We start from the raw sequence: 16,735 nt of genomic DNA on the forward strand, positions 1-16,735 counted from the left end.
CGATTTACGAATCAACATTTGTCTGCTTTCACTATCGTATTGTGACCCGCACACTAGTGACGTAGCACATCCCTTGTTACACTCCGCACTAACAACAAGACATCTATGAAGGAATAGTGAATGTACACTCCGGAAGAAAAAGCGCGTATTAAATGGGCTTGTCGTCGAGGCATGCTTGAGCTTGACGTAGTAATTATGCCGTTTTTTGAAGAGTGCTTTGATACTCTGAGTGAACAAGAGCAGCGTGACTTTGTTTCTTTACTTGAATGCGATGATCCTGATCTGTTTACTTGGGTAATGGGGCATGGCCGTAGCGAAAATTTAGGTCATGCAGCAATGGTTGATAAAATTGTCGCCCATAACCTCAGCAAAGTTCGTTAATTTTACTGCTTCTCCCTCTCTGACTGCCCGAGTCCTCAATGTTGTACTTTTCTTATTGATGACTTGGGCTGTTATCTTCTCTAGCATTCCGCTCGTATTATCGACTTATTTGTTATTACTGATTGTTAAGGCTCTCTCAAGCCAAGGTCTTGTTCAACCTACAAGTCATGGGCATTGGTATGTGCACTGCGATGGCTCGGTTAGGTTTGATGCTCTTGAATATGGCGAATACTCGGAAGATATTGAGTCCGAAAAGGGTCATTTACAGCGAGTCGATACATCGGCATCACCATTCAAGATAACATTCCAATTGCAATCTGGCCGTAGTGTTACGATTTGGCGTGATAGCTGTGACGATGAGCAGTATCGTCAACTATCTTTGGTATTACGCCAATGGGAAATGAAACAGGGAGCTAATGCTCCCTGCTGATGGAATAGTTTACTCGGTAGAGTTAAAGCTGTTTAGCTGGAACCAAAATCGTTGGTCCGCTGTTTTCCAGTTGGTTCGGATAATCAAGCGTGTAGTGCAAACCTCGACTCTCTTTACGCTGCATCGCACAACGAACCATCAACTCTGCTACTTGTAAAAGGTTACGCAGTTCTAATAAGTTGTTCGACACTCGGAAATTGCTGTAGTACTCGTGTGTTTCTTGTTGCAACAGTTGGATACGGCGTAAGGCGCGCTCTAAACGCTTGTCAGTTCGCACAATGCCCATGTAGTCCCACATAAACAGACGAAGCTCGTGCCAGTTGTGCTGAATGATCACTTCTTCATCACTATTGGTTACTTTGCTTTCATCCCAACATGGCACCTGTGAAGGTAGCTCAACGTTAGTGTGATGTTTTAGAATATCTTTTGCCGCAGACCAAGCATAAACCACGCATTCGAGAAGTGAGTTTGATGCCATGCGGTTAGCACCATGCAGCCCGGTGTAGCTAACTTCACCAATCGCATACAAATTTTTCAGATCGGTGCAGCCATTTCTATCCACCATGACACCGCCACAAGTGTAGTGTGCAGCAGGTACGATTGGGATTGGCTCTTTAGTCATGTCAATGCCCAAGTCCATCAAACGAGAATAAATGGTTGGGAAGTGTTTCGTAATAAAGTCAGCAGGCTTATGGCTGATGTCGAGATACATACAGTCGGCACCTAAACGCTTCATTTCGAAGTCGATAGCACGAGCCACGACGTCACGCGGAGCAAGCTCTTTACGTTCATCGAAATCTGGCATAAAGCGAGAACCATCTGGACGACGCAGGTAAGCACCTTCGCCACGTAACGCTTCAGTTAGCAAGAAGTTACGTGCTTCTGGGTGATATAAACACGTCGGATGGAACTGGTTAAATTCCATATTAGCCACACGACACCCTGCACGCCAAGCAATCGCAATACCATCACCAGACGACACATCTGGGTTAGAGGTGTATTGATAAACCTTTGAAGCACCACCTGTAGCGAGAACCACAAATTTGGCTCGCACGGTTTCGACATGCTCTTCGTTGCGGTTCCAAATATAAGCACCGATAACTTTGTTTTTATCACCGCCAATTTTGTCTTCGGTGATTAAGTCCAGAGCATTGTGACGTTCGAGAACATGAATGTTTGGATGGTTATGAGCGTTATCTTGCAGGGAGGTTTGCATCGCCATACCTGTCGCATCTGCCGCGTGAAGAATACGACGACGGCTATGACCACCTTCACGAGTTAAGTGGTAGCGAGGTTCATCGTCAGAGTCATCTTCTTCACGATCAAATGGGACACCACCGTCAATCAACCACTGTACACACTCTTTTGAATGCTCAGCAATGAACCTTACGGTCTCCTCATCGCAAATACCATCCCCGGCGATTTGCGTGTCTTCAACGTGTGAATCAATGGTGTCTGACTCATCAAATACGGCAGCGATACCGCCTTGAGCATAGTAGGTCGCCCCTTCGCTGCGTGGTCCTTTACTCAGCACCATCACCTTACAGTGGTTAGCAACGCGCAAAGCCAACGACAAACCTGCCGCGCCACTCCCTACCACTAATACATCACACTCATGTTCACGATTTGTGTTCATATAACTTTTATAATCCCAAGCTAAGGTAACAAAGTTACCTTGTGTATTATTTGCACACCATGTGCATTCCATTATCGCGACATCTGTCGCTAAGGGCTAAGTTGGGAGACCTATCGACGTCCGTGTTACGGCGGTGACTGAGCCACTCTTCTTTTTCATGCAGAGCATTAGCATGCTTCCTAAGTTATAATTTGTAACGCGGTGTTCAGATAGCCATTAGCCATGCAAATGAAAAGTAATAGTTTGTCAATGCCATTGCTTTTCCATGCCCGACCCAGCACAATCTGGGACAGAGATCATTCATTATACCCATTTCCCTCCAAGATGCTCGCTTGTCAAACTTAGACTAAAGTCAGGCAGCGGTGGTCATTTGGGTACAGACATCACATTGTGAAAAAACAATGACAAAAAACTTGAGAAACCATGGAACTTTCTCATTCACGTTAGGGTCACAATAGTGCTCAAGTAAGCAGTGGTGTCAATACTACGTTTTGCATAATTAGTACCCATATCTGAGAAGAGTAGGGGCATAACAAATAGGAGTATCCGCTCGAATGAACGAGCAGCTGACCGATCAAGTATTGATTGAGCGAGTTCAGAATGGCGATAAGCAAGCATTCAACCTGTTGGTAACAAAGTACCAGAATAAGGTATGTAATCTTATTTCCAGATACGTTAGTAATCCTGGCGATGTACCAGATGTAGCACAAGAAGCGTTTATTAAAGCTTACCGAGCTATCCCTAGCTTTCGTGGGGAAAGTGCGTTTTATACGTGGCTGTATCGCATTGCAGTGAATACTGCGAAAAATCACATTGTTGCTCAAGGGCGTAGACCTCCAGCGACAGATGTCGATGCTGAAGATGCTGAATTTTACGAAACAGGTAGTGCACTTAAAGAAATATCGAACCCTGAGAACTTAACGTTGTCCAAAGAATTGCAACGGGTGGTGTTCAGTGCAATCGAAGCTTTACCTGAAGATTTAAAAACCGCAATGACATTACGAGAGCTCGATGGCTTGAGTTATGAAGAAATTGCAGAAGTGATGGATTGCCCGGTAGGAACGGTACGATCGCGTATCTTCCGTGCTCGTGAGGCGGTGGAAAAGAAAATCAGACCTCTTTTGCAACGCTAGTACAAGTAATAACTATGGTGAAAATAATGGCTGACAAAGAAAAACTTTCAGCTCTCATGGATGGAGAATTGGTCGATAAGGCTTTAATTCAAGAGTTAGAGCAAGACCAAGAGAGCCGTGATGCTTGGCAGAACTATCACCTGATTGGTGATGTGATGCGAGGCGAAGCGCCAGCAAAACCTGAGTGGAATATTGCTGAAAGCGTGGCGTTAGCGTTAGAAGATGAACCTGCACACCGTGCGTTTGATTCGCACAGTGCAAATGTTATCTCAATTGCGGATACGCCAAAAGAGTCGCAACCAGAACCGCAAAAAGCAAAACGTCAGTTGCCAGGTTGGTTGACGCAGTTTGGTCAAGTTGCTGTTGCTGCATGTGTATCGCTTGTTGTTATTTTAGGTGTACAGCAGTACGGTGGTAGCGATTCAATGTCGCCGCAAACAGATCAATTACCTGTATTGCAGACGGTTCCGTTTGCTGGCAGCGCAGAACCAGTGAGTTTGACTCGTGAGTCTGTAGAACGTTCTGTAGGCGAGGCAAATATGCAAGAGCAGCGCAAGCGTGTTCATGCTATGCTGCGAGACTACGAATTGCAGTTACGAATTAACAGTGATGCATCTCAACAAGATGCAAATCTGAATCCGGATATTGAATGAAAAAATTTCTGATCAGCGCTTGCGCTCTGTTCAGTATGATGTCTTCTCAAGCCTTTGCTGGTGACAAGCCAGCGGAGGCTTTATTGCATCAAATGAGCGAGGCGAGTAAGAATTTAAGTTACGAACTCTCTTATATCCTTATCAAAAAGAACAGCATTGAGCCGTTGCTGTATCGTCATGCCACGCATGGTGACGATCAATATGCTCATCTTGTCTACTTAAGTGGCCCTGTGCGTGAAGTGATTCGTCGCGGAACTGAAGTAAGTTATATCGAAACGGGTTTAGAACCGTTCACCATTGAGTCAGGTAAAATGGTCGCTCCGACTATGCCTATGCTCAACACCAATATCGATGAGCTAAACTTGTATTACGACTATGTAAAAGTGGGTAGAGCTCGTGAAGCTGGTGTGGCAACACAAGTGCTGCGTATTGTTCCTAAAGACGGTCTGCGCTATTCATACGTACTATGGATCGATGAAAAGAGTAAATTGCCGTTGCGTGCCGACCTTGTGGACCGCGATGGTGAAATGCTTGAACAATATCGCACTATTTCTTACACGGTAAACCCAAAAATCGCAGAGTTAATGAGTGGCCTGCAAGATGTTCAATTACCTGCTGTTCTCACTATGCCAAAAGGCGATATTGGGACCAGTAATTGGCAGGTTGGTTGGATCCCTGAGGGTTTCGAGCCGAACGAGCTCAACCGCTATCGTATGGCCGTTACTAACCAAATGGTGGAGAGCCAGCTGTATTCTGATGGTCTGTTTAGCTTCTCTGTTTACGTAGCAAACAAGGATGAGCATTCGTTAAAAGGGCAGTTGGTTCGCCAAGGCAGAAGAACGCTACACAGTTTTGTGAGCGGTCAACATGAAATCTCTGTTGTAGGAGACATTCCACCGACCACAGCACAGCGTATCGCCCAATCAGTCACATTTAATGTAACAAAGAGTAAATAACAATGATGACCGCGTTGGCTACCGTGACAGACGTGCATCGTCGCGGCAAGCAATACGAAATTGATTTAAGTTGCGAACAGCAGACCAGTTGCAGTAGTTGCTCTTCACAGAAAAGCTGTGGAACGGGCGTTGTTACTAAAGCCATTGGTAACAAGAGTTTATCTTGGCACCTGCGCACGGATAAATCGGTGAAAATAGGTCAAGTCGTCGAGATTGGTTTTCCTGAGTCGAGCCTAATAAAATCAGCAATGGCGGTTTATTTACTGCCATTGTTTGGTTTGATTATCGGTGCGATGTTTGGTCACTTCCTATTAGCGCCGCTGACAGCCGGCGGGGAAGGCATCATCATATTGGCATCGGTATTGTTTGCCGCTGGTGGAATGTGGATCGCAAAACGTGTTTCTCGTCCGTTAGAAGATGAATCTAAGCGCCAAGTTACCCTCGTTAGGGTACTTGGAGAGCCAATCCAGTAAGTGTTGTCCCCCTCCACTAAAGGTTATTTGGGTATGTACTTTAAATTACGTGCGCCCGTTAACGAAATTCGGTAGAATCTGCCAACTTGATTGAAATGCCGTCAGTAGATGGCGTTTCTTACTGTCCCTATTTGTAAAGAGTTAGTCACCCTAAATCTATGAAGCACATTCGTAACTTTTCGATTATCGCCCACATCGACCATGGTAAGTCGACCCTATCAGACCGTCTAATCCAAGTTTGTGGCGGGTTAACCGATCGTGAAATGGCCGCACAGGTTCTGGATTCTATGGATCTTGAACGTGAGCGTGGCATCACCATCAAATCTCAGAGTGTGACGCTAAACTACACCGCTAAAGACGGTGAGACGTATCAGCTGAACTTCATCGATACTCCGGGGCACGTTGACTTTGCATATGAAGTATCACGTTCTCTAGCGGCTTGTGAAGGTGCGCTATTGGTTGTGGATGCGGGTCAAGGTGTTGAAGCTCAAACACTGGCTAACTGTTACACCGCGATCGAAATGGATCTAGAGGTTGTGCCAATCTTAAACAAGATTGACCTACCTGCAGCTGATCCTGAGCGTGTAGCGGAAGAAATTGAAGAAATCGTTGGTATCGATGCAATGGAAGCAACTCGCTGTTCTGCGAAGACAGGCATCGGTGTTGACGACGTTCTAGAGAACATTGTGTCAGCGATTCCAGCACCGGAAGGTGATCCAGATGCGCCACTACAAGCGCTGATCATTGACTCATGGTTTGATAACTACCTTGGCGTTGTTTCTCTAGTGCGTATTAAAAACGGCGAACTGAAGAAGAACGATAAGATCAAAGTGATGAGTACGGGCCAAGTTTGGGGTGTAGACCGCCTTGGTATCTTTACGCCAAAACAAGTAGATACCGATACCCTTCGTACTGGTGAAGTAGGTTGGGTTGTTTGTGGCATCAAAGACATTCTTGGTGCCCCTGTTGGTGATACGCTGACTCTAGCGAAGAATGGTTGTGATAAACCGCTACCAGGCTTTAAGAAAGTTAAACCTCAGGTTTACGCAGGTCTGTTCCCTGTATCTTCTGACGATTACGAGAACTTCCGTGACGCACTAGGCAAACTAAGCCTTAACGACGCATCGCTATTCTACGAGCCAGAAAACTCTGCGGCACTTGGCTTTGGTTTCCGTTGTGGTTTCCTTGGCATGTTGCACATGGAAATCATCCAAGAGCGTCTAGAGCGTGAATACGACTTGGATCTTATCACCACAGCACCAACGGTAGTTTACGAAGTTGAGAAGACGGATGGCGATCTGCTGTATGTTGATAGCCCAGCAAAACTACCAGCGATCAATGATATTGAAGAAATTCGTGAACCGATTGCACGTTGTAATATCCTTGTGCCTTCAGAGTACCTAGGTAACGTAATCACCCTGTGTGTTGAAAAGCGAGGCAGTCAAGTTGATATGGTTTATCACGGTAACCAAGTCGCTGTGACTTACGATATTCCAATGGCTGAAGTGGTACTGGACTTCTTCGATCGTCTGAAATCAACATCACGCGGTTACGCATCTTTGGATTACAACTTCCAGCGTTTTGAAGCTTCGAACATGGTACGTGTAGACGTTCTTCTTAACGGTGACACTGTTGATGCATTGGCGATGATCACACACAAAGATCAGTCTCAGACTCGCGGTCGTCAGTTGGTAGAGAAGATGAAAGAATTCATCCCTCGCCAAATGTTTGATATCGCAATCCAAGCGGCAATTGGTAACCACATTATCGCTCGTTCAACGGTAAAACAGTTGCGTAAGAACGTTATTGCGAAATGTTACGGCGGTGACGTAAGTCGTAAGAAAAAACTTCTGAAGAAACAGAAAGAAGGTAAGAAACGCATGAAGCAGATCGGTAACGTTGAGCTGCCTCAAGAAGCGTTCCTAGCCATCCTTCACGTAGGTAAAGACTAAAGTTGAACTTTGTCTCACACTTGTCGGTCTTAAGACGTTAGATATTAAAATAAGTGAAAGGGTTTCGGCTCTTTCACTTTCGTATTTTTAGATAAGGGAATTTAATGGCGAATACATTCTCACTGATGTTGGTTATTGCGACTTTGGTAACTGGCGTGGTTTGGCTATTGGAAAAGCTGGTTTTCGCGAAAAAGCGTCAGGAAAAACTGGCTGAGATTCAAGCTCAGACGTCTAATGGTTTGGATGCAGTGACCTTGCAAAAAGTTGAGCGTCAGCCTTGGTGGGTTGAAAATAGCGTCTCTATTTTTCCTGTGATCGCGTTCGTTTTAGTATTACGTTCTTTTATCTACGAACCATTTCAAATCCCATCAGGCTCAATGATGCCTACCTTGCTGGTTGGCGATTTCATTTTAGTTGAGAAGTACGCGTACGGTCTAAAAGACCCAGTATGGCGTACTCAGCTAGTGGAAACTGGTAAGCCTGAGCGTGGTGATATCGTGGTCTTCAAATACCCACCACAACCAAGTGTGGACTACATTAAGCGTGTAGTTGGTTTACCTGGTGATATCGTGCGTTATTCAAGTGATAAGCAGCTTTGCGTGCAAAGCCAAGGCGAATCGGCATGTAAGCCAGTTAAACTGAGCAATGTTGAAGAAAGTCAGTTTAGCTCGAACGGTATTCCAATGATCCAACTGGATGAAAAATTGGGTAACGTTGAGCACAATATTTTGGTTAACCCTCTTGTGCGTAACCGCGTGGAGCAATATTTCCCACGCAGCGGCACGACAGAGTGGGTTGTACCACAAGGTCAGTATTTTGTGATGGGTGATAACCGTGACAACAGTGCTGACAGCCGTTACTGGGGCTTTGTTCCAGAAGCAAACTTAGTCGGTAAAGCTGTCGCGATCTGGATCAGCTTCGAGTTTGATCGTGGCGCAGATAGTGTTCTACCTTCATGGATTCCAACTGGTGTGCGTTTTAACCGCATCGGTGGCATTCACTAACCATTCAAATATCGAGAGAGTATGAATTCTCCAATTGATAAACTAGAGAGAAAGCTCGGCTACCAGTTTCAAGATGCCGGGCTTATCAATTTGGCGCTGACGCACCGCAGCGCCAACAGTAAGCACAATGAACGTCTTGAGTTTCTGGGCGATTCAATTTTAAGTTTTGTCATCGCTGATGATCTGTACCATCGTTTCCCAAAAGTGAACGAAGGTGACATGAGCCGCATGCGTGCTACTTTGGTTCGCGGACATACATTGGCGGAACTGGGTCGTGAATTCGATCTAGGAGATTATTTAAAATTAGGTCCAGGTGAATTGAAGAGTGGCGGTTTTCGCCGAGACTCTATTTTAGCCGATGCGGTTGAAGCCATTATTGGCGCAATTTACCTAGACAGTGATCTTGAAGTTGTGCGAGGCATTGTACTGAGTTGGTATCAGTCACGCCTTGAAGCCATTAAACCAGGCGTTTCACAGAAAGATCCGAAAACTCGCCTACAAGAGTTCCTACAAGGCAGAAGAAAACCGCTGCCTGTCTACACAGTGACTAATATTAAAGGTGAAGCACACAACCAAGAGTTCACGGTTGAGTGCGAAGTAGCAGGTGTGGATAAGCCTGTAATCGGTAAAGGCACCAGCCGCCGCAAGGCAGAACAAGCGGCTGCTGAAACAGCACTTGAGCAATTAACAAATGGCTGATAACGAATTCGATATCGATGCGTTTTTCGCATCACAAGGTGAGCCAAGCTCGCCAGAAAACCAACACTGTGGCTTTATTGCTATTGTTGGTCGTCCAAACGTAGGTAAGTCGACACTTTTGAACAAGATTTTGGGTCAGAAGATTTCGATCACCTCTCGTAAGCCGCAAACGACACGCCACCGTATTATGGGTGTGGATACGGACGGCGATTACCAAGCGATTTACGTCGACACGCCTGGACTTCACATTGAAGAAAAGCGTGCGATCAACCGTTTGATGAACCGTGCAGCTAACTCGTCATTGAGTGATGTAAACCTTGTGTTCTTCTTAGTCGATGGTACGCATTGGACTAAAGACGATGAGATGGTGCTGACCAAACTTCAAAAATCGAACTTCCCAGTTGTGCTTTGTGTAAACAAAGTCGACAACGTACAAGATCGTAACGACGTGATGCTACACATGGCGGAGATGTCGAAGAAGATGGACTTCGTGGATGTTGTGCCAATCTCTGCCAAGCAAGGTAAGAACATTGACGTACTGCGTAAGCACGTGCGTAATCACTTACCTAAAGCAACGCATCACTTCCCAGAAGAATACGTGACTGACCGTTCTCAGCGTTTTATGGCGTCTGAGATTGTGCGTGAAAAGCTGATGCGCTTTACTGGTGAAGAGCTGCCATACTCAGTAACGGTTGAAATTGAACGTTTTGATTACAACCCAGAAACCGACGGTTTCCACATCAATGCCTTGATTCTTGTTGAGCGTAATGGCCAGAAGAAAATGGTGATTGGCAAAGGCGGCGAGAAGATTAAGACCATTGGTCGCGAAGCGCGTTTAGATATGGAAGAATTGTTCGGTCGTAAGGTTTACCTAGAAACCTGGGTAAAAGTGAAATCTGGCTGGGCAGACGACGAACGAGCGTTGCGATCGTTGGGTTATATAGACGATTTATAATCTTGGCTGCGAAGGTGCTTCGCTCCAACATCGATGAAAAATCAGTATCGATTAAAATAAGGAGCCGCTCGGCTCCTTATTTTTTATTTCACACTTTTTAGGCACAATGACTTAGATGAGTAATCTGTCTTCCGAAGGTTTACAGCGCTGTTTTGTATTGCACCGACGCCCTTACAGTGAATCGAGCTTAATCCTTGATGTATTTAGTGAGGAATATGGCCGAATGACTTTAATGGCCAAAGGCGCGCGCAGTAAGCGTTCGAACTTAAAAGGCGCATTGCAACCTTTTACCCCGCTATTACTTAAATGGTCGGGGAAAGGCTCAATGAAAACTTTGCGTCAAGCCGAGCCGATAAGTCTAGGTTTGCCGTTAACGGGCATTAATCTCTACTCAGCCATGTACGTCAATGAACTGATTGGCCGTATTTTGATGGCTGAAGTGCCGATGCCAGCACTATTTCATGATTATTTGCATGCGTTAACCGAGTTGGCGCACAACGAGAACCCTGAGCCTGCACTGCGTCGTTTTGAGTTAGCCTTGCTGTCTGCGATGGGGTATGGCGTGGATTTTTTGCATTGTGCAGGTACCGGCGAGCCCGTCGATCCAGAAATGACCTATCGTTACCGGGAACAGAAAGGGTTTATTGCTTCGGTTAGGCGCGATAACCTCACGTTTTTAGGGAATGAACTGATTGCTATCAGTGAGCGGCGGTTCGTCACTAAAGAGCAGCTAAAAGCGGCAAAACGCTTTACACGTATAGCCTTAAAGCCGTATCTTGGCGGCAAACCTTTAAAAAGTCGTGAATTTTTCATTCAGACCCCCAGAGCACGGAGTAACGGAAAATGAGCTCAATTTATTTAGGCGTCAATATCGACCATATTGCCACTCTACGTAATGCACGTGGTACAAAATACCCAGATCCTGTTCACGCTGCTGAAATTGCAGAGCGTGCAGGCGCGGACGGTATCACTATCCACTTACGTGAAGACCGTCGCCATATTTTGGATCGTGATGTACGTATTCTGCGTGAAACCATTCAAACGCGTATGAATCTAGAGATGGCAGTGACGGACGAAATGGTTGAGATTGCGCTGCAAACTAAACCAGAGTTTGTGTGTCTAGTGCCTGAAAAGCGTGAAGAACTGACGACGGAAGGTGGCTTAGATGTAGTAGGGCAGCTTGAAAAAATTAAAGCTGCGACGAAAAAGCTGACAGATGCCGGCATTAAAGTTTCGCTCTTTATTGATGCTGACCGTCAACAGATTGAAGCTGCGAAAAAGTGTGGCGCTCCGTTTATTGAGCTGCATACTGGCCACTATGCAGATGCGACGACAGAAGACGAACAGCAAGCTGAACTGAAGAAGATTGCTGCTGGTGCGAGTTATGCACATGACCTAGGTATTATTGTTAATGCCGGGCATGGCCTGACTTATCACAATGTCGCACCAATTGCTGCATTACCAGAAATTTACGAACTCAACATTGGTCACTCAATCATTGGTCGCGCAGTATTTGATGGTTTAAATAAAGCGGTTGCTGACATGAAAGCACTGATGATTGAGGCTCGCCAGTCATAGGGCTATCTAGATGGCGATTATAGGGTTAGGGACCGACATTGCAGAAATTGAGCGTATTGAAAAAGCGTTAGCTCGTAGTGGTGAACCTTTTGCTCAGCGGATTCTTTCAGAAGAAGAAATGGCCAAATTCTCACAGCTTAAGCTGCAAGGTCGTTATCTTGCTAAGCGCTTTGCAGTCAAAGAAGCGGCCTCAAAAGCATTGGGAACAGGGATAGCAAAAGGGGTCACGTTTCACGACTTTTCCATCTCGAACGATGAGCTTGGAAAACCAGTACTCGCATTGACGGGCACAGCCAAGCAAATAGCGGATGCGATGGGTGTTAACCACATTCACCTGTCCATTTCCGATGAGCGTCATTACGCTGTGGCGACGGTCATTTTTGAATCCTAGCTTGTAAGTCTTAAACAAAATACTAAAAAGCCAGAGCATTTGCTCTGGCTTTTGTTTCTCTTCAATAGATCACTGTTCAAGGTATAACTTTGCGGTTGTTGTTACTTTAATCATTTCATCTTGCAGCTCGAACATTTCAGGCTCAACCTCCTCAAGACTGATCCCTGAGCGCAGTGCTTGCTCAAGCGTCGCACAGAGTGACTTCAGTCTTGGAACGCCACAATATGAACTACTGCCGTGCAGCTTATGGATGACATGAATTAGGTCATCACGAGAGATATCTTCTTGCTCTAGAGCTTGGTCAACAACCGCTTCTACTTCAGGGATGAACTCAATCAACATGCGCAGCATATCTTTGGCGAGATCCTCTTTATTCGCGCTCTGTTTCAAGGCCGCTTGCCAATCAATAATCACATCCTGTTGAGGTGAAGAAACGGATTGTGGTGCGCTTCCTTCAGGTTCATCAACGTATGAAGGGGCGACTTTGCCAATGCTCTCTGTACAAGCATTGGGGTTCCAGTGAACCAAAACCTGTTGTAGCACATGCTCTTCAATAGGTTTGGTCAAGTAGTCATCCATTCCTGCCGAGAGCAAGCGGTCTCGTTCCCCTGCCATGGCATGCGCCGTTACCGCAATCACTGGCGTGTCTTTATTTAGCTCCAACTCTTTAATGTGCTTACAAGCGGTCACCCCATCCATTTGTGGCATTTGGATATCCATGAAGATTAAATCGTACTTTTTCTCTGTCGCCAGGTTCACCGCTTGCTGGCCATTGCTACAGGCGGTGACGGTTTCTACTCGTTCGCGGAGCAGTGCAGAGATCAGCTTCAAGTTTGCAGGGTTGTCATCCACTGCTAGTACAGTGAGAGGTAAACGGTCCCCTTCGCTTGGCGTAATTGGAGCGCTTAATACCGGTGGCGATTCTACATGTTCGCTAATCAGGCTTTGTAGCAACTTACGGCGAGACAATGGCTTCGTCAGGCACTGGACGTGATGCTCAGTCATTATTTGGTCCGCAAGCGCCAATTCGGTACTCGGTGTCCCTAGGAGAACACTCGGAGCCATACGTTTCGCTTGTTCTATCCAAGGTGTAATAACTTCCGCATCGTGAGTCTGGTTGGCCGCTAAATTCAACAATACATAATCATATTGTTCTTCGTTGTTTGGTAGCGAAGAGCGGTAGGTTACTAAAATACCCTCCTGACTAAGAATCTGTTGGGTTACGGATGCGGCTTGCATGTTTGGTTCAATCAGCAGTAACTGCTTCCCAGTCAGAAGTTCCACTTCAATCAGTTCGCTCATTGGCATCTCGGTTGAGTGCAAGCGCACCGTAAACCAGAAGGTTGAACCTTGGTGTAGACGGCTGGTTAAACTGATTTCGCCGCCCATCTGGCTCACCAGTTTCTGAGTGATGACCAGACCAAGGCCAGTACCACCGTAACGACGTGAAATACTGGCATCCGCTTGGCTAAAGGCTTGGAACAACTGCGCTTGCTGACGCTCAGAGATACCAATACCGGTATCACGCACCATGAATTGCAGTTCGACGGAGTCTCCTGATTGAGAGCGCATTTCTACGCTAACATCAATGTTGCCTCGCTCGGTAAACTTGATTGAGTTACCGACTAAGTTCGTCAAAATTTGCTGAATACGTAGTGGATCCCCAACTAAACCCGGTGGAATTTTAGGGTCCACTTTTAGGGTGATTTCTAACCCTTTCTCATGTGCACTTGTGGCTTGTAGGTTAATTACCTCTTCTAAACTTTCTCGGAAATCAAAAGGAATGTTTTCCAGCGCCAGCTTACCCGCTTCAAGTTTCGAGAAGTCGAGAATGTCATTGATGATATTCAGCAGGTTGTTCGCCGACTTCTCAATCGTCTGTAGGTAATCCGTTTGGCTGTTAGAAAGCTGCGTTTTAAGCATTTGACGAGTAAAGCCAATCACCCCATTGAGCGGAGTACGCAGCTCGTGCGACATGTTTGCCAAGAACTCTGACTTAACCCTGGCCGCTTCTTGCGCGCGTTTCTTCGCGATATCCAGCTCAACGTTCTGAATTTCTAGCTGCTCAAGCGTTTCACGTAAGTCGGACGTGGCTTGGTCTATACTGTGCTGCATCTCCACGTGATATTCTGATAACGATACCGCCATGGCGTTGATGCCATTTTTTAGCTGGTCTAACTCCCCGTGCATTTTGCCTTCGATACGCACATCAAGATGACCGCGGCGAATGCGGTCAACGACATTCTTCATGTGGGTGATAGGTTGGGTCACATCGTGCATTAGACGTGAAGCAAACACACTTGCTAAGCCAAGACCGAGAACCAGAACTAAAAATGCAGAGAAGACTTCTTGATACTGTTGCAGCCTCAAGGAGGAGAGATCTAACTCGACGGCGATGTAACCAATCGCTTTTGTGCCTTGGCTTTCGTTCGACAACTCCGCTAAGTAGTGACCTTCTGACAAAATGGGGACACGCAATATCAGTGAGTTTTCGTAGATTTCCGAATTACCCAGTTGCGGGATCGGTTTATCTTTGGGGAACATCAAGGCTTCAAAATTAGGATGAAAGTTAGAGGTAACAAAGAGCTCATGATGTTCATCAAATACCGCGATACTACGAACCAGTTTGGAGTTTTTGCGGTGCGCGTAGCTTATCAAGCGACGTACCGCCTCTCGGCTTTCTGATAGTAGATGAGTTTCACTGGCAATCGCCAGCGGCTCAATAATGCTGTTACCAGTGGTGATAACTTGTTTCTCAAGGTCTTGGTAGCGGTTAAATGAGAAAAAGCCGCTCAGTAATAAACCAATAATGAGAGTGGGAGCGAGAGTTAGTGTAATTACACGTGCTCGTAAGCCATATCTGGTCATGTTATCTAATTACATCGGAGTCTGGATATGGGAAAATAACGCATTATTTCTCAAGCGCACGATAAAGCCTTGAGCAAAGAAGTGACGTCACCGAATAAACGGTAAGCATAATCAAGTCACTCGAATCACACAACGGCTGCAATCAAGAATAGTGAAGCCGAAGAGCAATTACACATAAATCAGGCATAGAGCATGGCACGCATCTTTCAACCGAAAAAGAAAACCCAACTCAATACTCGGCACCAAGCAGTGCAAGTAGAGCGTTTAGATCACCACGGCGCAGGCATTGCTTACCTCAAAAAGAAGCCATTGTTCATTGATGGAGCACTGCCGGGTGAGGAGGTGGTCACTCAATTGGTGGAAGAAAAGAGCAAGTTCGCTCGCGGTAAGTTGATTAAAATCCTTAAGCCGAGTGAAGCTCGTGTGGAGCCATTTTGCCCACATTATCATGAGTGCGGTGGCTGTGATTTGCAGCATCTAGATTATGACCAACAATTGACGTACAAACAGCAAACGTTGCGTCAGCTAATGCGAAAATTTTCAGGCAGTGACATTGAACTAGATGCCCCGTTATTGGGAGATTCGCAGGCCTACCGTCGCCGTGCGAGAGTGAGCTTGTTTGTTGATAAAAAAACACGTCAGCTACATTTTGGTTTCCGTAAAAAGCAGAGTAAGCAAATTGCGCAAGTGACTGATTGCCCAGTGCTAGCACCGGAACTGAATGTTTTGCTGCCAGAGATTTACTCAGCCCTAAAAGCGTTCAAAAAGCCTGAACAATTGGGTCATGTAGAGTTGGTACTTGGTGATAATGGACCGTGTATTACGCTGCGCCACTTGAGCGCTCTGACAACGAGTGAAACTCAATCTCTAACGGAGTTGGCAAAACGTCATGGCGCATCGTTGTACTTAATGCCATCGACAGAACAATTAGACCTTATCGAAGGCGATATGCCTTTTTATCAAGAAGTTGGAGTGAAAATCCCTTTTGCACCAAATAACTTTATTCAAGTAAACCAAGGTGTAAACCAACAAATGGTCAAACAAGCGGTTGAGTGGTTAGACCCACAAAAGAGTGACCGAGTGTTAGATTTGTTCTGTGGTTTAGGCAACTTTAGTTTACCAGTTGCGAAATTAGCTAAGTACGTGGTTGGAGTAGAGGGTGTTGCAGAGATGGTAGAAAAAGCCACAAACAATGCATCTTTGAACCAAATCAATAACGCGCAATTTTATCACGCTAACCTTGAGCAAGATTTTGAAGGCCAAGCCTGGGCCGCAGAGCGGTTTGATAAAGTATTATTAGACCCGGCACGCGCGGGAGCGAGTGGGATCATCGATCAAGTTTCTGAGCTTGGCGCACAGCGTGTAGTTTATGTTTCTTGTAATCCTGCTACCCTTGCTAGGGATAGTCAAAGCTTGATAGAGCAAGGCTATAAATTAACGAAATTAGGTATGCTGGACATGTTCCCTCATACCAGTCATCTAGAATCGATGGCATTGTTTGAAAAGTCCTAACTTTAGGACTTTGACCCCTTATTTGTGGTGGGTGGTCATAAAGCCAGCGTGTACGCGCGGTAAAAAGAACTAACCTGGACGGTGTTAGTCAAACCACACGAATATAATAATTAG

16 protein-coding genes are annotated in these 16,735 nt (G+C 45.8%); 14 read left to right on the forward strand and 2 right to left on the reverse strand.

Annotated features, from left to right (window positions below; all coding sequences use genetic code 11):
• Positions 1-120 precede the first annotated feature (120 nt).
• Both R7F67_RS19595 and R7F67_RS19600 read left to right on the forward strand, forming a co-directional pair.
• Positions 121-381: a succinate dehydrogenase assembly factor 2 gene (locus R7F67_RS19595; protein WP_005380951.1), complete on the forward strand. Its 261-nt coding sequence runs from the start codon at positions 121-123 to the stop codon at positions 379-381.
• Positions 350-811, forward strand: coding sequence for a protein YgfX (locus tag R7F67_RS19600; RefSeq protein WP_230623489.1), 462 nt, complete (start codon positions 350-352; stop codon positions 809-811). The genes R7F67_RS19595 and R7F67_RS19600 overlap by 32 nt, the downstream gene beginning before the upstream one ends.
• A 22-nt stretch (positions 812-833) precedes the next feature.
• Here the strand turns inward: R7F67_RS19600 and nadB are convergent, their stop codons facing one another.
• The gene (gene nadB, locus R7F67_RS19605; RefSeq protein ID WP_005380947.1) at positions 834-2,447 is read right to left on the reverse strand and encodes an L-aspartate oxidase; all 1,614 of its coding nucleotides are present in this window, start codon (positions 2,445-2,447) and stop codon (positions 834-836) included.
• A gap of 554 nt (positions 2,448-3,001) precedes the next feature.
• Between nadB and rpoE the strand changes: the two genes are divergently transcribed.
• From rpoE to acpS, 11 genes are all read left to right on the forward strand, one after another.
• Positions 3,002-3,580: an RNA polymerase sigma factor RpoE gene (gene rpoE / locus R7F67_RS19610; protein WP_005380946.1), complete on the forward strand. Its 579-nt coding sequence runs from the start codon at positions 3,002-3,004 to the stop codon at positions 3,578-3,580.
• Between the two features lie 26 nt (positions 3,581-3,606).
• Positions 3,607-4,233, forward strand: coding sequence for a sigma-E factor negative regulatory protein (locus R7F67_RS19615; protein ID WP_005380944.1), 627 nt, complete (start codon positions 3,607-3,609; stop codon positions 4,231-4,233).
• Positions 4,230-5,189, forward strand: a complete 960-nt coding sequence (gene rseB / locus R7F67_RS19620; RefSeq protein ID WP_005380941.1) for a sigma-E factor regulatory protein RseB — start codon at positions 4,230-4,232, stop codon at positions 5,187-5,189. Before R7F67_RS19615 ends, rseB begins: the two co-directional genes overlap by 4 nt.
• Before the next feature lie 2 nt (positions 5,190-5,191).
• Positions 5,192-5,662 carry a SoxR reducing system RseC family protein gene (locus R7F67_RS19625; RefSeq protein ID WP_005384575.1) on the forward strand — a complete coding sequence of 157 codons (471 nt, stop codon included), beginning with the start codon at positions 5,192-5,194 and terminating at the stop codon, positions 5,660-5,662.
• A gap of 158 nt (positions 5,663-5,820) precedes the next feature.
• Positions 5,821-7,614, forward strand: a complete 1,794-nt coding sequence (gene lepA / locus R7F67_RS19630; protein WP_005380934.1) for a translation elongation factor 4 — start codon at positions 5,821-5,823, stop codon at positions 7,612-7,614.
• Positions 7,615-7,718: 104 nt separating this feature from the next.
• The gene (lepB, locus tag R7F67_RS19635) at positions 7,719-8,618 is read left to right on the forward strand and encodes a signal peptidase I (protein ID WP_005380933.1); all 900 of its coding nucleotides are present in this window, start codon (positions 7,719-7,721) and stop codon (positions 8,616-8,618) included.
• A gap of 21 nt (positions 8,619-8,639) precedes the next feature.
• Positions 8,640-9,317: a ribonuclease III gene (gene rnc, locus R7F67_RS19640; protein ID WP_005380932.1), complete on the forward strand. Its 678-nt coding sequence runs from the start codon at positions 8,640-8,642 to the stop codon at positions 9,315-9,317.
• Positions 9,310-10,272 (forward strand): GTPase Era, encoded by a 963-nt coding sequence (era, locus tag R7F67_RS19645; RefSeq protein WP_005380931.1) that lies wholly within the window; start codon positions 9,310-9,312, stop codon positions 10,270-10,272. Before rnc ends, era begins: the two co-directional genes overlap by 8 nt.
• Before the next feature lie 115 nt (positions 10,273-10,387).
• Positions 10,388-11,119, forward strand: coding sequence for a DNA repair protein RecO (gene recO, locus R7F67_RS19650; protein ID WP_005384578.1), 732 nt, complete (start codon positions 10,388-10,390; stop codon positions 11,117-11,119).
• Entirely contained in the window at positions 11,116-11,850 is a 735-nt protein-coding gene (pdxJ, locus tag R7F67_RS19655) for a pyridoxine 5'-phosphate synthase (protein ID WP_005384579.1), read from the forward strand. The genes recO and pdxJ overlap by 4 nt, the downstream gene beginning before the upstream one ends.
• 10 nt (positions 11,851-11,860) lie before the next feature.
• The gene (acpS, locus tag R7F67_RS19660; protein ID WP_005380927.1) at positions 11,861-12,241 is read left to right on the forward strand and encodes a holo-ACP synthase; all 381 of its coding nucleotides are present in this window, start codon (positions 11,861-11,863) and stop codon (positions 12,239-12,241) included.
• Between the two features lie 69 nt (positions 12,242-12,310).
• On the opposite strand, the gene barA is transcribed toward acpS, so the two are convergent.
• Positions 12,311-15,109, reverse strand: a complete 2,799-nt coding sequence (gene barA, locus R7F67_RS19665) for a two-component sensor histidine kinase BarA (protein WP_033907441.1) — start codon at positions 15,107-15,109, stop codon at positions 12,311-12,313.
• Positions 15,110-15,301: 192 nt separating this feature from the next.
• Between barA and rlmD the strand changes: the two genes are divergently transcribed.
• Positions 15,302-16,621 carry a 23S rRNA (uracil(1939)-C(5))-methyltransferase RlmD gene (gene rlmD / locus R7F67_RS19670; RefSeq protein WP_213961249.1) on the forward strand — a complete coding sequence of 440 codons (1,320 nt, stop codon included), beginning with the start codon at positions 15,302-15,304 and terminating at the stop codon, positions 16,619-16,621.
• Positions 16,622-16,735: the final 114 nt, after the last annotated feature.

This window comes from Vibrio sp. YT-17 (assembly GCF_033337375.1).
In the GTDB taxonomy this organism is placed as follows: Bacteria; Pseudomonadota; Gammaproteobacteria; order Enterobacterales; family Vibrionaceae; genus Vibrio; species Vibrio alginolyticus.

Coding starts and splice junctions, on each gene's coding strand:
- rpoE (WP_005380946.1), top strand. CDS start 3,002: ATGAACGAGCAGCTGACCGATCAAGTATTGATTGAGCGAGTTCAGAAT.
- nadB (WP_005380947.1), bottom strand. CDS start 2,447: ATGAACACAAATCGTGAACATGAGTGTGATGTATTAGTGGTAGGGAGT.
- R7F67_RS19625 (WP_005384575.1), top strand. CDS start 5,192: ATGATGACCGCGTTGGCTACCGTGACAGACGTGCATCGTCGCGGCAAG.
- acpS (WP_005380927.1), top strand. CDS start 11,861: ATGGCGATTATAGGGTTAGGGACCGACATTGCAGAAATTGAGCGTATT.
- lepA (WP_005380934.1), top strand. CDS start 5,821: ATGAAGCACATTCGTAACTTTTCGATTATCGCCCACATCGACCATGGT.
- R7F67_RS19595 (WP_005380951.1), top strand. CDS start 121: ATGTACACTCCGGAAGAAAAAGCGCGTATTAAATGGGCTTGTCGTCGA.
- era (WP_005380931.1), top strand. CDS start 9,310: ATGGCTGATAACGAATTCGATATCGATGCGTTTTTCGCATCACAAGGT.
- rlmD (WP_213961249.1), top strand. CDS start 15,302: ATGGCACGCATCTTTCAACCGAAAAAGAAAACCCAACTCAATACTCGG.
- pdxJ (WP_005384579.1), top strand. CDS start 11,116: ATGAGCTCAATTTATTTAGGCGTCAATATCGACCATATTGCCACTCTA.
- lepB (WP_005380933.1), top strand. CDS start 7,719: ATGGCGAATACATTCTCACTGATGTTGGTTATTGCGACTTTGGTAACT.
- rnc (WP_005380932.1), top strand. CDS start 8,640: ATGAATTCTCCAATTGATAAACTAGAGAGAAAGCTCGGCTACCAGTTT.
- barA (WP_033907441.1), bottom strand. CDS start 15,109: ATGACCAGATATGGCTTACGAGCACGTGTAATTACACTAACTCTCGCT.
- R7F67_RS19615 (WP_005380944.1), top strand. CDS start 3,607: ATGGCTGACAAAGAAAAACTTTCAGCTCTCATGGATGGAGAATTGGTC.
- recO (WP_005384578.1), top strand. CDS start 10,388: ATGAGTAATCTGTCTTCCGAAGGTTTACAGCGCTGTTTTGTATTGCAC.
- rseB (WP_005380941.1), top strand. CDS start 4,230: ATGAAAAAATTTCTGATCAGCGCTTGCGCTCTGTTCAGTATGATGTCT.